Source organism: Flexivirga lutea (assembly GCF_054778955.1).
In genome coordinates, this window is record NZ_BAAGZB010000003.1 from 198,020 (window position 1) to 212,850 (window position 14,831).

At 69.8% G+C, this 14,831-nt stretch carries 11 protein-coding genes; 8 read left to right on the forward strand and 3 right to left on the reverse strand.

What is annotated here, in order from left to right; translation table 11 throughout:
- Positions 1 to 91 precede the first annotated feature (91 nt).
- Positions 92 to 1,924 carry an AMP-dependent synthetase/ligase gene (locus tag ACYVBN_RS13650; protein WP_460601004.1) on the forward strand — a complete coding sequence of 611 codons (1,833 nt, stop codon included), beginning with the start codon at positions 92 to 94 and terminating at the stop codon, positions 1,922 to 1,924.
- Positions 1,925 to 2,146: 222 nt separating this feature from the next.
- Complete coding sequence (locus ACYVBN_RS13655; protein WP_460601005.1) at positions 2,147 to 4,102, forward strand: radical SAM family protein; 1,956 nt, start codon at positions 2,147 to 2,149, stop codon at positions 4,100 to 4,102.
- A 64-nt stretch (positions 4,103 to 4,166) separates the two neighbouring features.
- On the opposite strand, the gene phoA is transcribed toward ACYVBN_RS13655, so the two are convergent.
- From phoA to ACYVBN_RS13670, 3 genes are all read right to left on the reverse strand, one after another.
- Entirely contained in the window at positions 4,167 to 5,552 is a 1,386-nt protein-coding gene (phoA, locus tag ACYVBN_RS13660; RefSeq protein ID WP_460601006.1) for an alkaline phosphatase, read from the reverse strand.
- A 130-nt stretch (positions 5,553 to 5,682) separates the two neighbouring features.
- On the reverse strand, positions 5,683 to 5,973 hold the full coding sequence (locus ACYVBN_RS13665) for a DUF1905 domain-containing protein (RefSeq protein WP_440282493.1): 291 nt from the start codon (positions 5,971 to 5,973) through the stop codon (positions 5,683 to 5,685).
- Between the two features lie 78 nt (positions 5,974 to 6,051).
- Positions 6,052 to 7,194 (reverse strand): glycosyltransferase family 39 protein, encoded by a 1,143-nt coding sequence (locus tag ACYVBN_RS13670; RefSeq protein ID WP_460601007.1) that lies wholly within the window; start codon positions 7,192 to 7,194, stop codon positions 6,052 to 6,054.
- A 72-nt stretch (positions 7,195 to 7,266) separates the two neighbouring features.
- Here ACYVBN_RS13670 and ACYVBN_RS13675 point away from each other — a divergent pair, with 72 nt between their 5' ends.
- The 6 genes from ACYVBN_RS13675 (at position 7,267) to proB (ending at position 14,824) form a co-directional block, all read left to right on the forward strand.
- Positions 7,267 to 7,974: a TIGR03936 family radical SAM-associated protein gene (locus ACYVBN_RS13675; protein WP_440282495.1), complete on the forward strand. Its 708-nt coding sequence runs from the start codon at positions 7,267 to 7,269 to the stop codon at positions 7,972 to 7,974.
- 329 nt (positions 7,975 to 8,303) lie between these two features.
- A complete protein-coding gene (locus ACYVBN_RS13680) occupies positions 8,304 to 11,150 on the forward strand; it encodes an Rne/Rng family ribonuclease (RefSeq protein WP_460601008.1) in 2,847 nt (948 codons plus the stop codon).
- A 209-nt stretch (positions 11,151 to 11,359) separates the two neighbouring features.
- Positions 11,360 to 11,668, forward strand: coding sequence for a 50S ribosomal protein L21 (gene rplU / locus ACYVBN_RS13685; RefSeq protein ID WP_440282499.1), 309 nt, complete (start codon positions 11,360 to 11,362; stop codon positions 11,666 to 11,668).
- 99 nt (positions 11,669 to 11,767) lie between these two features.
- On the forward strand, positions 11,768 to 12,034 hold the full coding sequence (gene rpmA, locus ACYVBN_RS13690; protein WP_440282497.1) for a 50S ribosomal protein L27: 267 nt from the start codon (positions 11,768 to 11,770) through the stop codon (positions 12,032 to 12,034).
- A gap of 110 nt (positions 12,035 to 12,144) precedes the next feature.
- A complete protein-coding gene (obgE, locus tag ACYVBN_RS13695; protein WP_460601009.1) occupies positions 12,145 to 13,683 on the forward strand; it encodes a GTPase Obg in 1,539 nt (512 codons plus the stop codon).
- The gene (proB, locus tag ACYVBN_RS13700) at positions 13,676 to 14,824 is read left to right on the forward strand and encodes a glutamate 5-kinase (RefSeq protein WP_460601010.1); all 1,149 of its coding nucleotides are present in this window, start codon (positions 13,676 to 13,678) and stop codon (positions 14,822 to 14,824) included. Before obgE ends, proB begins: the two co-directional genes overlap by 8 nt.
- Positions 14,825 to 14,831 lie beyond the last annotated feature (7 nt).

Below are 14,831 nucleotides of genomic sequence, written 5' to 3' on the forward strand. Positions count from 1 at the left end.
TGGTTAACTGGCGGGTAGGCTCCGATGCCATGAGCACCCCACGAAGTTTCTCCCCCGCTTCGCTCCTCCGAATACTTCGCGGGGACCCCGCATGACGAAGTCGCTCAGCGAAGAGCAGCCCGACCTCGCGGTCGTCGAAGGCCGTGCCCGCTCCGTGGCGCACCTTTTCGCGGACCGGGTCGCCAAGACCCCGAGCCGTGAGGCCTTCCGCTACCCGGTGGGGGAGCAATGGCGGTCGATGACCTGGAGTCAGGTCGACGAGCGGGCGCGTCGCATCGCCGCCGGGCTGGTCGCGCTCGGCGTCGAGCCGGAGGACCGGGTCGCCGTCGCGTCCGCGACCCGGCTGGAGTGGGCGCTCGCGGACCTCGGCATCATGCTGGCCGCAGCGGCGACCACGACGATCTACCCGTCGACCACCGCCGACGAGGTGCTGTTCATCGTCTCCGACTCCGGCAGCACCGTCGTGTTCGCGGAGAACGACCAGCAGGTCGCCAAATTGCGTGGCGGTCGTGACGTCATACCGTCGGTGACCAAGGTCGTGCAGATCGACGGCGCCGGCGACGGCGACTGGGTGATCGGCCTCGACGAGCTGGAGCAGCTCGGCACGGCCCACCTCACCGAGCACCCGGGGGTGCTCGACGACCGCATCGAGCAGCTGACCCCCGGGTCGCTGGCCACCCTCATCTACACCTCGGGCACGACCGGCCGCCCCAAGGGCGTGCGGCTGCCACATGACGCGTGGACCTACGAGGCCGCCGCCGTCGACTCGGTCCGGATCCTCGGCGAGGACGACGTGCAATACCTGTGGCTGCCGCTGGCCCACGTCTTCGGCAAGGTGCTGCTGACCCTGCCACTGCAGATCGGCTTCCCGACCGCCATCGACGGCCGGGTCGACAAGATCGTGGAGAACCTCCCGACCGTGCAGCCGACCTGGATGGGTGCCGCGCCGCGCATCTTCGAGAAGGTCTACGGCCGCATCACCACCATGATGGCGGGGGAGGGTGGCGCCAAGGCCAAGCTGTTCGACTGGGCCAGCGGCAACGCACGCAAGGTCGCCGCGGCACGAGCGGCCGGAGACACGGTGGGGCCGGTGCTGGCCGCCCAGCACGTCGTCGGCGACAAGATCGTGCTCGGCAAGATCCGCCAACGCTTCGGCGGTCGCGTGCGGTTCTTCATCTCCGGCTCCGCCGCACTCAATCAGGACGTCGCCCGCTGGTTCGACGCCATGGGTATGCCGATCCTCGAGGGCTACGGTCTCACTGAGACCTCGGCGGCTTCCTGCGTGAACCGGCCGGACGCCAACGTGGTCGGCACCGTCGGCTGGCCGGTCCCCGGCACCGAGGTCAAGATCGCCGACGACGGTGAGGTGCTGGTCAAGGGGCCGGGCGTGATGCAGGGTTACCGCGGGCTGGAGGACGTCACCGCCGAGACGCTGGTCGACGGGTGGTTCCACACCGGCGACATCGGTGAGGTGCTGCCGACCGGCCACCTGCGCATCACCGACCGCAAGAAGGACCTGTTCAAGACCTCCAACGGCAAATACGTCGCGCCCAGCCTCATCGAGGCCACTTTCAAGGGCATCTGTCCCTACGCCTCGCAGTTCGTGGTCGAGGGTGACGGCCGCAAGTTCGTCTCTGCGCTCATCACGCTCGACGAGGAGAGCATCGTCGACTGGGCCGCCGCACACGGCATGGACGGAGCCGACTACCGCACCATCGTCTCGTCCGACGCGGCACGGGAGATGGTGCAGGAGTATGTCGACGAGCTCAACCTGGGGCTGAACCGCTGGGAGCAGATCAAGAAGTTCATCATCCTGCCCCGGGACCTGACGGTCGAGGAGGGCGAGATCACCCCGAGCCTGAAGCTCAAGCGCACCGTGGTCACCCGCAAGTTCAAGGACGACCTGGACGGTCTCTACGACTGAATGCCGGTTGAGCAGCGGTGAGGAACGAGCCGCGTACCGAAACCGAGCCTGCGCCGACTCCTTGCAGCCCATTCGCCCGAGCGGACGGGAAACGATCGAGCGGACACGAAAATCGGCCCTCCGCGGCCGGATTTCCGTGTCCGCTCGATGCGGATGGTGTCCGCTCGATCCGCAGGCCGCGCCGTTTCGTGCCGGGGCCACTCGCGCCATACCCTGGTGCGCATGGCAGGTGAGTCACTCTTCCCGAATCTCGAACCGTTGCTGGAGAAGGTCAGCAAACCGATCCAGTATGTCGGCGGTGAGCTCAACTCGACCGTCAAGGACTGGCACTGTGGTGGGTTTGGGCCCGGTGGCGAGGAGCAGACCGTCCGTTGGACGTTGATGTACCCGGACGCCTACGAGGTGGGGCTGCCCAACCAGGGCGTGATGATCCTTTACGAGGTCCTCAACGAGCGCCCGGACACCCTCGCCGAGCGGTCCTATGCGGTGTGGTCCGACATGGAAGCGGCGATGCGCGAGGCCGGGGTGCCGCAGTTCACCGTCGACGGGCATCGTCCGGTCCGGGACTTCGACGTGTTCGGCTTCTCGATGTCCACCGAACTCGGCTACACCAACATGCTCAATGCGATCGACCTGGCCGGCCTGCCGCTGCACGCCGCGGACCGGCGGGAGCGCGACCCGATCGTGTTGGTCGGCGGCCATGCGGCGTTCAACCCCGAGCCGGTCGCCGACTTCATCGACGCCGCGGTGCTCGGCGACGGTGAAGAGGCGCTGCTGCAGATCACCGACGTCATCAAGGCGTGGAAGTGCGAAGGACGTCCCGGCGGCCGGCGTGAACTGCTGCTGCGGCTCGCCCGCACCGGCGGTGTCTACGTGCCTGCGTTCTACGACGTCGACTACCTGCCGGACGGACGGATCAAGCGGGTCGCGCCCGCGCCGGACGCGCACGGTGTCCCGTGGCGGGTGTCCAAACACACCGTGATGGACCTGGACGCGTGGCCCTACCCGAAGCAGCCGCTGGTGCCTCTGGCGGAGACCGTCCACGAACGGATGTCGGTGGAGATCTTCCGCGGCTGCACCCGCGGGTGCCGCTTCTGCCAGGCCGGCATGATCACCCGGCCGGTGCGCGAGCGATCGATCACGGGCATCGGTGAGATGGTCCAGCAGGGTTTGGCCGCAACCGGTTTCGAAGAAGTCGGGCTGCTGTCGCTGTCCTCCGCGGATCACTCCGAGATCGGCGACATCACCAAGGGGTTGGCCGATCGATACGAGGGCAGCCAGACCGGCCTGTCGCTGCCGTCGACGCGAGTGGACGCCTTCAACATCGACCTGGCCAACGAGTTGACCCGCGGTGGGCGGCGCTCGGGCCTGACCTTCGCACCGGAGGGCGGTTCGGAGCGGATCCGCAAGGTCATCAACAAGATGGTCTCCGAGGACGACCTGATCAACACCGTCGCCGCGGCGTTCTCCGCCGGCTGGCGGCAGGTGAAGCTCTACTTCATGTGCGGGCTGCCGACCGAGACCGACGAGGACGTGCTGCAGATCGCCGACATGGCCAAGCGTGTCATCGAGACGGGCCGGAAGGTCAGTGGCCGCAAGGACATCCGCTGCACGGTCTCGATCGGCGGTTTCGTGCCCAAGCCGCACACACCGTTCCAGTGGGCCGCGCAGTTGGGTGCGCAGGAGACCGACGCCCGGCTCGCCAAGCTGAAGGACGCGATCAAGTCCGACCGGCGGCTGGGTTCGTCGATCGGCATGCGCTATCACGACGGCAAGCCGGGCATCGTCGAAGGACTGCTGAGTCGCGGCGACCGCCGCGTGGGTGCGGTCATCGAGGCCGTATGGCGCGACGGCGGCCGCTTCGACGGCTGGAGCGAGCACTTCAGCTACGACCGCTGGATGGACTGCGCAGCAACAACTTTCGACGGATCACCGGTCTCCGTGGCGTGGTACACCACCCGCGAGCGCGATGAGAACGAAGTGCTGCCCTGGGACCACCTGGACTCCGGCCTGGACAAGGACTGGTTGTGGGACGACTGGCAGGACGCGATCGACGAGAACGAGGTCGAGGACTGCCGCTGGACTCCGTGCTACGACTGCGGCGTGTGTCCGCAGATGAACACCGAGATCCAGATCGGCCCGACCGGCAAGAAGCTGTTGCCACTGACCGTCGTCTGACCCCTTCCCCTTCTCGCCGGATCTCGGTGAATCGGTGGGGCGTGGGAGGTGGGTCGAAGGTGCGTCAGTCGCGGCTGATCGACAGTGCCTTCGTCATCGTGGTGAACAGGTCGGTCTGGTTGGTGACACCCTCGACGCGGTAGGCCTCCGGCCCGGATGCGGCGACCCGGATCTGCGTGCCGGTGTGCTCCTGGCTACCGCCGGGTTCCGACGCGGTGGCGTAGCTGATCGTCATCGGCGCGTTGTCGGCGGTCGTCAGGGTCGCGGTGACGCCGGCGGTGGTGCTGCCGGCCGGGACGATCTGGCTGGTGTGACCGTGGTCGCCGGTGACGATCACCAGCGTGTTCCGGTGCTTCTTCTGGTAGGCGAGTGCGACACCGACGGCGCGGTCGAACTCCACGTTCTCGCCGATCTGGCCACACGGGTTGGCCGCATGGTCCTGCTTGTCGATCGAGGCACCCTCGATCTGCAGGAAGAAGCCCTTGCCGTGTTTCGCACCCTTGCCCGAGCGGCTGAGCCGGTCCAGCCGGTCGATGGCCACATCGGCGATTGTGGACAGGTGTGGCTGGGATGCGTCACGGTGGGTGTTCACGCTGCACCGGGCGGCCGGAGTGTTCTGGTGCGTCGGCGTCGGACCGACCCACTCCAGATCGAGGTTGCCCGGAGCGAAGCTGCCCAGCACCGGCTTGTCCCGTGGTGCGGTGCGCAGTTGCGCCGCCGTGGTCGCCACGAAGTAGCCACGCGAGCGCGCCTGGTCCAGGACCGTCTGTCCGGCATACCGCCCGGCGGTGACCTGCTGCTCGAAGTATTTGCGGCCGCCGCCGAGCAGCACGTCCGGGCGCGTCTGCACCAGTTGCTCGGCGATCGAGCCGGCGCCGCCGTTCTCGCGGGCATCGCTCGGGCACAGCCTGCTGGTCTCCTGCGGGCCCTTGCAGTCGCGGTCGGACACGTGCGCGCCGAGGACTGCGGGGGTGGCGTCCTGGACCTCCGCGGTCGTCACGTCACCGGTGCGGTAGCCGGCGCGCTGGGCCAGCTCCAGCACCGTCGCCTTCCGGCGACCGTGGGTGTCGACGCTGATGGCGCCGTTGTAGGTCTTGGTGCCGGTCGCCCAGCCGGTGCCGGAGGCAGCCGAGTCCGTCACGTAGTCAGGGGTGTTCGTGCCCTTGCGCACCGAGTAGGTCGTGTAGGCGCCGGTGCTGTCCAGCCGGTCCAGGTTCAGTCGGCCGTCCGCGCCGACCTGGTAGTTGCGCGCAGCGGTGATCTCCGAGTCGCCCATGCCGTCGCCGATCAACAGGATGACGTTGGCCGGCTGGTGGCCGCGATGCCCTGGGTGCGCGGCCGGCGCTGCGGCGGCCGTGGCCGTGCCGGTGAGCGCGACCACGGCGGCGAGGGCGCCGAACGCCTTGCCCCGGTGGGAGATCCGGCAGGCAGTCGAGCGGAATGAAGTCATGAAGTGATCCCTCCGTCGGTCGGCGGGGTTCGGGTGAACCTGACGGGGACGCCGGCCGGGAGTGATGCAAACGGATCCAGCTGACCGGCAAGGAAGCCGGCGATCAACAGCAGGTGAACCTCGGATGTGCTCAGTCGTCGCCCACGGTGAGCCGCAGGTGTATGACGTCGCCCAGCCCGACGCGCTCCGCCCGCTGGACCGCGACCTTGACCGGGACGAGGTAGCCGCCGTGGCGCGGAAAGATCGAGGTGGTGAAATCGGTGCCGCCGATCCGGCCCCGGGCCGGGATGCAGCCCCAGCCGTAGGTGACGTCGCGGGCGATCTGTGCCAGTTCGTCTGCGTGTGCCGGCGGCAACGGCGCGAAGAGGTATGGCGCAGGGCCTCGCCACTCGATGATCTCGGCGTCGAACTCCAGCTGCACGCCGACCAGCCTAGGCGGAACGGACGCTCCACCGCGCGTCGTGCAGGTGCACGGCGATCCCGCGGGCGACGCCTCCGGTCAGGGGGCTCCGGTGGTCAGCGCGTAGCCGCCGACGACGGCCAGGCCGACCGACAGGACGACGGCCAGCGGGATGCGCACCGCCGGCCGGAACCGGGTCAGCCCGGCAGCGAGGGGGACCAGCAGCGTGAAGGCGGGCAGCAGGTAGCGGGGCCGGGACCCGAAGTAGCCCGACGTACCGATCGTCATCACCAGCAGCACCACGCTGAAAACGGTGAACCCGACCGGCAGGCCGTCCCGGGCACCCTTCCAGATCAGCCACACCATGGCCAGCAGGGCCGCGATCAGCCCCACGCCCTTGAGCGTCTCGAGCCCTCCCGCGTGCACCATCCCCGACAGCCAGTGCGCGAAGTAGCGGCCGCTGTCCCAGCTGCGGTTCCAGCCCTCGGTGACGTGGAAGTAGCCCAGCAACTCGTCCTGCCGGACGGCGACATACGCCAGGTAACCCAGCAGGCCGAGCGGTGCGACCACGAGCGCGGGCAGCACCCGTGCCCACGGTTCCTTCCCGCGTTGTCCGGCCAGCAGCGCGGCGACGCAGACGGCTGCGACGACCGCTGCGCCGGTGGGACGGGTCAACCCGGCGAGACCGGCCAGTGCCCCGGCGACCAGCCACCGCCGGTGTGCGACGGCGAAGAGCGCCCATGCGGCCAGGGCGCACAGCAGGCCCTCGGTGTAGGACATCGACAGCACGATGGCGTAGGGGTACATCGCCCACAGGACCACGGTGATCAGCGCGACCCGCCCATCGGTCACCCGCGCGGTCACCGCGTGGATGCCGGCCGCGGCGACGAGCGACGCGACCCAGTTGATCGCCATCCCCAGATCGACCACCGGCAGGTGCACCAGTGTGTGGACGCCGCGCTCGAGCAGCGGCAGCAGCGGGAAGAACGCGTAGTCCGAATGCATCCCGTCGTGCGCCGGGATCGTGGTGCCGTAGCCGTGCTCGGCGATCCGGGCGTACCACTGGCCGTCGTACCGCGTCAGCATGTGGTGCAACGAGCCGGCGTCGCGCAGTCGCAGGACCAGCGCCAGCACGCCGGTGCCGACTAGCCGGACGGCCACGAAGGCGAGCAGGGCGTATGCCGTCTCCCGCCACGAACCGCCGCGGGATCTGCTGCGGACTCGTGACCCCCTGGCTGCCATCCGGCAAGAGTAGGCAGCGCACCGTCGCCGGACGCCGTCGGCCGCGCCGGGGGTACCTATTACCGTGTCCCGGTGGCCAGACAACGTGTCCCCGAAGGACCCGCACCCGAGCCCGCCGTCCAGCGATTGCGCGTGCGCTATGCCAAGCGCGGCCGGTTGCGCTTCTCCTCGACCCGGGACTTCCAGCGCGCCCTGGAGCGTGCGGTGCGCCGGGCAGGGATCCCGGTGGCATTCTCGGCAGGATTCCACCCGCACCCCAAGATCAGTTACGCCAACGCCGCACCGACCGGCACGGCGAGTGAGGCGGAGTACTTCGAACTGCAGCTGACCCGGGAATGTGCGCCGGACCGGTTGCGCGCCGACCTCGACGAGGCGTTGCCCGGCGACCTGGTCGTCCTCGATGTCGCCGAGGCGCTGCCCGGTGCACTGGCCGATCGGTTGACAGCGAGCTGCTGGCGGCTGGACTTCGCCGCCGACGACGCGGCGGCGGTCGCCGCGGCGGCAACAGAGCTGCTCGCCCGCGACGACGCGACAGTCTCGCGGATGACCAAGCGCGGTGAGCGTGAGTTCGACGTACGGGCCGCCGTCGCGAGCCTCACGGCCGACGGAGCGGTGCTGACCATCGTGCTGCGGCATCTCACCCCACTGGTGCGGCCGGACGACGTCCTCACCGCGCTCAGCACGTATGGCGGACTTCACCCGACACGCCCGCCGCAGGTCACCCGGCTCAGCCAGGGCCCGCTGCGCGAGGACGGCGCCATCGCCGACCCGCTGCGGTGATTCGGACGCACTGCGAACGTGCGTCCCGACGATCCGGCGCCCGGATGTGTGCGACAATGGCAGCGGTCGTCGGCAGTGCCACAACCTGTTCGACGCCCCGTTGGCAGCCAACTCGAGCCCGCGAGATCTCGCGATCAGCCGAGTGCAGGACCGACGGCGTCCGACCTCAGGGTGCCGCGAGATGACGCGAACCCTGGGCGCGACGTAACAGACGACTTTCGCGTCACCGTGGGCTGATTCGCCCGTGCGTGACGGCCCAACCGCGACATGCGGGTGTGCAGGCGCTGCCTCGTTGTGGGTCACTCGCATGCTGACGAGAGATGAGGGCCATGGCCCCGCAAGAGACCAACCCGTTCCTGGCACCGACAGCAGACACCACCGAGAGCGCCCCGCCGGAGCCGACGCGGTCCACGGCAGCGATGAACTTCGGCCTGCTCTTCCAAGCGCCCGACCCGCAGACCGTCGCACCGCCCCGACGGGAGCCGGACAGCCGGCGCGACGACTCGCGTGGTGGCGACGACGATGCGGACGGCAACGGCGGCAACGACCGCAACAACGACCGCAACAACGACCGCAACAACGACAACGGCGACGGCGATGGCGACGGGCAGGGCGCCAACCGCTCCCGTCGCCGCGGCGGCCGGGGCCGGCGCAGCAAGGACGACGCGGACAACGGGTCCGAGAAGAACTCCGAGAAGAACTCCGAGACCGATTCCGACAAGGGCAAGGGCTCGAGCCGGGGTTCCCGGAAGGGCGCCGACAACAACAACGACAACGGCAACGGCAACGGCAACAAGAATGGCACCAACGACGCGGACGCGCAGAGCTCCGGCGACGACACGAAGGGCGGCGACGGCTCCGGCGAGGAGGCCGGATCCGGCGACAAGGCCGACGAGGGTGAGGCGTCCGAGGGCAACGGCCGGCGCCGCACCCGCCGCCGGCGTCGCAGTGGCGGGGCGACCGAGGGCGACGACCCACCCGGCACCGTGACGAAGGTGCGCGAGCCGCGCAAGGACCGCGACGAGGTCACCGCGATCAAGGGATCCACCCGCCTGGAGGCCAAGAAGCAGCGCCGGCGCGAGGGGCGCGAGGCCGGCCGGCGCCGTACCGTCATCACCGAGGCGGAGTTCCTCGCCCGCCGCGAGAGCGTCGACCGCCAGATGGTGGTGCGGGAGAAGGCCGGCCGCACGCAGATCGGCGTGCTCGAGGACGGCGTCCTGGTCGAGCACTACGTCTCCCGCGAGGTGCAGCAGGCCTCGATGGCGGGCAATGTCTACCTCGGCAAGGTCCAGAACGTGCTGCCCAGCATGGAAGCCGCCTTCGTCGACATCGGCCGCGGCCGCAACGCCGTGCTGTACGCCGGCGAGGTCAACTGGGATGCGGCCGGCCTCGAGAACGGCCAGGCCAAGCGCATCGAGAACGCCCTGAAGTCCGGGGACACGGTGCTGGTCCAGGTGACCAAGGACCCGATCGGCCACAAGGGCGCCCGGCTCACCAGCCAGGTGTCGTTGCCGGGTCGATTCCTGGTCTACGTGCCGGGCAACTCGATGACCGGCATCTCCCGCAAGCTGCCCGACACCGAACGCGCGCGGTTGAAGAAGATCCTCAAGGAGGTCGTGCCGCACGACGCCGGCGTGATCGTGCGTACGGCGGCCGAGGGCGCCAGCGACACCGAGCTGCGGGCCGATGTCGAGCGGCTGCAGGCACAGTGGGAGAAGATCCAGTCCGACGCGAAGTCCGCCAGTGCCCCCAGCCTGCTGCACGGTGAACCCGACCTGACCGTGCGCGTCATCCGCGACGTCTTCAACGAGGACTTCAGCAAGCTGGTCGTCGCCGGTGACAAGGCCTGGTCCCAGGTGCACGACTACGTCGGTTCGGTTGCGCCCGACCTGGCGGAGCGGCTGCAGAAGTGGACCGGCGAGCACGACGCGTTCGCGGTGCACCGCATCGACGAGCAGCTCGCCAAGGCGATGGACCGCAAGGTCTGGCTGCCCAGTGGCGGTTCGCTGATCATCGACCGCACCGAGGCGATGACGGTCATCGACGTCAACACCGGCAAGTTCGTCGGCTCCGGCGGCAACCTCGAGGAGACCGTCACCAAGAACAACCTGGAGGCGGCCGAGGAGATCGTCCGCCAGCTGCGGCTGCGCGACATCGGCGGCATCATCGTCGTCGACTTCATCGACATGGTGCTGGAGTCCAACCGCGACCTGGTGGTGCGACGGCTGCTGGAGTGCCTGGGGCGCGACCGCACCAAGCACCAGGTCGCCGAGGTCACTTCGCTCGGGCTGGTGCAGATGACCCGTAAACGCGTCGGGTCCGGCCTCGTCGAGGTCTTCTCCGAGCCGTGCGAGCACTGCGGCGGGCGGGGCATCATCGTGCACGCCGACCCGGTCGACAAGCCGTCCGGCAGTTCCGGCGGCGGCAACGGCAAGTCCCGCAAGGGGAAGGCCAAGAAGCAGGCCGAGGAGCCGGCGAAGCCGTCCGGACCGACCGCCGCACAGATCGCCGCTGCAGCCCATGCCGCTGCGCAGTCGGGCGCGAAGTCGGAGGACCACGGCGCACCGGCCGGCCATGACACCCATGACACCCACGACACCCACGACCTGCAGGCCGCCCAGGACACGCAGGACACTGCGGCACCGGCCGGCGAGGCAGGCGCGATCGTCGACACGGGCGAGCACACCGGGCCGGCCGATGAGGCAGGCAAGCCGGCCAAGAAGGCGCGCGGCGGCAAGAAACGCGCCCGCAAGGCGGCCGAGCACGATGTGGCCGAGCAGTCCGCGGAGCAGCCGACGACGGGCACCGCTCCCGCGGTGACCGGTCGCGCCGGCTCACAGCGGTCGGCCACGCCGACGGCCGAGACACCGCAGGCGCCGGCACCGTCCGCCCCCGAACACGGCGAGGCCACCGACGCCGCGGCACCGGTCCGCCGGATCACCGGGCGGGCCCGCCGCCGGGCGACCTCCGCGGCGGGTGCCGCACAGCACGTCGAGGCGCCGGCGGTGTCACCCACCGCGACAGTGGCAGCGGCCGACGCAGCACCGGCCGCCACCGCAGCGTCCGACACCGTGTCCGCGCCAGTGGCGACCCCGCCCGAACCGGTCAAGCCGCAACGCAGGAAGCGAGCCCGGGTGGTCGCTCCCGCGGGCCCGCCGGCCGCCGACGCCGAATGAGACCGGTTGACGCTTACCTGCAGTCATCCCGGTCCGGGGCGTGAGCCGGGTCACCCGGCCGCTGCCCGATCCGACGATTTGGAGCATCACCGGCCCGGCCCGTAAACTCGTGCCTCGGTGTGCCCACCGCGCGGGCGTCCCGGTTCTCCCGGGGTAGCTGCCTGCCGGTCCCTGACAAGTGCGCATCCATGACGAAAGAGAGTTCCGACGTGTACGCGATTGTTCGCGCAGGCGGTCGCCAGGAGAAGGTCTCCGTGGGCGACGTCCTGACCATTGACAAGGTCACCACCAAGGCCGGCGAGAGCATCGAGCTCAAGCCGCTGCTGCTGGTGGACGGCAGCACCGTGACGACCGACGCCGCCAAGCTGGCCAAGGTCACCGTCAAGGCCGAGGTGATGAAGGCCGCCAAGGGCCCGAAGATCACCATCGTGAAGTACAAGAACAAGACCGGCTACCGCAAGCGCCAGGGCCACCGTCAGCCGCTGACCCAGGTCAAGGTCACCGCCATCGAGGCTTGATCACCCCACGAAGTTTCTCCCCCGCTTCGCTCCTGCGAATACTTCGCGGGGACCCCGATCTTCGTTCCTGAACTCATTTCTCAAGTAAGGGCTTAGCAAATGGCACACAAGAAGGGTGCGTCCTCGACCCGCAACGGTCGGGACTCCAACTCCCAGCGACTCGGCGTCAAGCGCTTCGGCGGCCAGGTCGTCAACGCCGGCGAGATCATCGTCCGCCAGCGCGGCACGCACTTCCACCCCGGCGAGGGCGTGGGCCGTGGCAAGGACGACACGCTCTTCGCGCTGCGCGCCGGCGCGGTCGAGTTCGGCGCCAAGCGCGGCCGCAAGACCGTCAACATCGTGCTTGCCGACAGCACCGAGGCCTGAGCAGGTAGCCTCCGAGCACCAGCCAGCAGCACCTCGAGCGGAAGGGGTGGGTCCGAGATTCTCCGGACCCACCCCTTCCGCCGTCATACACAACCCGCAAGGAGAGATGCGTGGCCACCAACTTCGTGGACCGAGTGGTCCTGCACGTGCGCGCCGGGCACGGCGGGCACGGCGTCGCGTCGGTGCACCGGGAGAAGTTCAAGCCGCTCGGCGGACCCGACGGGGGCAACGGCGGCAAGGGCGGCAGCGTGATCCTCGAGGTCGACTCGCAGTCGACCACCCTGCTGGAATACCACCGCAGCCCGCAGCGCGTCGCCCCGAACGGCCGCCCCGGCGCCGGTGACGAACGCAACGGCGCCGACGGCGAGGACCTGGTCCTGCCGGTGCCGGAGGGCACCGTCGTCAAGGACTCCCGCGGCGAGGTGCTGGCCGACCTGATCGGTGCCGGTGCGCGGTTCGTGGCCGCGAACGGCGGCCGCGGCGGTCTGGGCAACAAGGCGCTGGCGTCCCCGCGGCGCAAGGCGCCCGGCTTCGCGCTGCTCGGCGAGCCCGGCGACGAGTCGGACATCACGCTGGAGTTGAAGACCCTGGCGGACGTGGCGTTGATCGGTTACCCGTCGGCCGGCAAGTCCAGCCTGGTGTCGGTGATGTCGGCGGCCAAGCCGAAGATCGCCGACTATCCCTTCACCACCCTGGTGCCCAACCTCGGTGTCGTCACTGCGGGTTCGCAGCGTTACACCATCGCCGACGTGCCGGGGCTGATCCCGGGCGCGAGTCAGGGCAAGGGTCTCGGGCTGGAGTTCCTGCGGCACGTCGAGCGCTGCTCGGTGCTGGTGCACGTGGTCGACTGCGCGACCCTCGAGCCGGGCCGCGACCCGCTGTCCGATCTGGACGTCATCGAGCAGGAGCTCGCCGAGTATGTCGCCGACGACTCCCTCGGCGGCAAGCCGCTGTCGGAACGCACCCGCATCGTCGTGCTCAACAAGGCAGATGTGCCGGATGCCCGCGAACTCGCCGAACTCGTCCGCCCCGACCTGGAAGCCCGCGGCCTGGAGGTGCACATCGTCTCCGCTGTCGCGCACACCGGCCTCAAGGAGCTCAGCTTCTCGCTGGCCGCGCACGTCGACCGCGCCCGTGCCGAGATCGAGTCCAGCATCACCCCGCAGCGGATCGTGGTGCGCCCCCAGGCCGTCGACGACTCCGGTTTCACGATCCGCAAGGAGATGCACGGCACCGACGAGGTCTTCCGGATCATCGGTGAGCGACCCACCCGGTGGGTGCGGCAGACCGACTTCGCCAACGATGAAGCAGTCGGCTACCTCGCCGACCGGCTGGCGCGCCTCGGCGTCGAGGAGGAACTCTTCAAGGCCGGCGCGGTGACCGGTTCGACCGTCCTGATCGGCCCGGCGGACAACGCCGTGGTCTTCGACTGGGAGCCGACGATGGCGACCGGTGCAGAACTCCTCGGACCCCGCGGCACCGACCTGCGCCTGGACGTCGATGGCGGCCGCGCCACCCGCGCCCAGAAGCGCGAGGAGTTCCATCGCCGCAAGGACGCACAGCGCGAGGCACGCGAGGAGCTGGACGCCGAGCGCAAGGCCGGGCTGTGGACCGACCGGGACCCCGCCGTCGTCGACAGCGATGAGTGATCGGGACACCGATCAGCTGCGTGCGGCGGTCGCATCGGCCGCCACCGTCGTGGTCAAGGTCGGCTCCAGTTCGCTCACCAGCGTCCAGGGCGGCCTCGACCCGGAGCGGGTCACCGCGCTCGCCGATGCGCTGGCTGCTCGTCGGCTGTCCGGAGCGAACATCGTGCTGGTCTCCTCCGGTGCGATCGCGGCCGGCATGGTCCCGCTCGGGCTGCGCCGCCGTCCGCGTGACCTGGCCACCCAGCAGGCGGCGGCCAGCGTGGGACAGGGCGCGCTGCTGGCGGCATACAGCGTGGCGTTCGAGCGGCACGGCCTGACCGCCGGACAGGTGCTGCTCACCGCCGACGACGTCACCCGTCGCGGGCACTACGTCAACGCCCGGCGCACCATCGAGCGGCTGCTTGCGCTCGGCGTGGTGCCGGTGGTCAACGAGAACGACACCGTCGCCACCCACGAGATCCGCTTCGGCGACAACGACCGGCTCGCCGCCCTGGTCGCACACCTCATCGATGCCTCGGCGCTGGTCCTGCTGTCCGACGTCGACGCCCTGTATGACGCGCCGCCCACGCAGCCCGGGGCCCGGCGCATCGGCGAGGTGCTCGAGCAGGCGTCGCTGGACGGTGTGGACGTGGGAGGGACCGGTTCGGCGGTCGGCACCGGCGGCATGGTGACCAAGATCGAGGCGGCCCAGATCGCCACCGCCGCGGGCGTGCCGACCGTTCTGACGTCGGCGCCGCTGGCCGGGGCCGCGCTGGCCGGCGAGGACGTCGGCACGATCTTCGCGCCGCAGGGGCACCGGCCCAGTGCGCGGCAATTGTGGTTGCGCTACGCGACCTCCCCGCAGGGCAAGCTGATCATCGACGACGGCGCCGTGCTCGCCGTCACCCAACGCGGGAAATCGTTGCTGCCTGCGGGGATTCGCCAGGTCTCCGGGCACTTCTCGGCCGGCGACGCCGTTGACCTCGTGGACGAGTCCGGCCTGGTGGTCGCGCGCGGCCTGGTCAACTACGACGCCAAGGAGCTGCCCCGGCTGCTGGGGCGCAACACCCACGAGCTGGCGCGCACGCTGGGGGCGGCATACGAGCGTGAGGTCGTGCACCGCGACCACCTGGCGGTGCTGGCCGGTAGGGCACGACGATGAGCGAGGA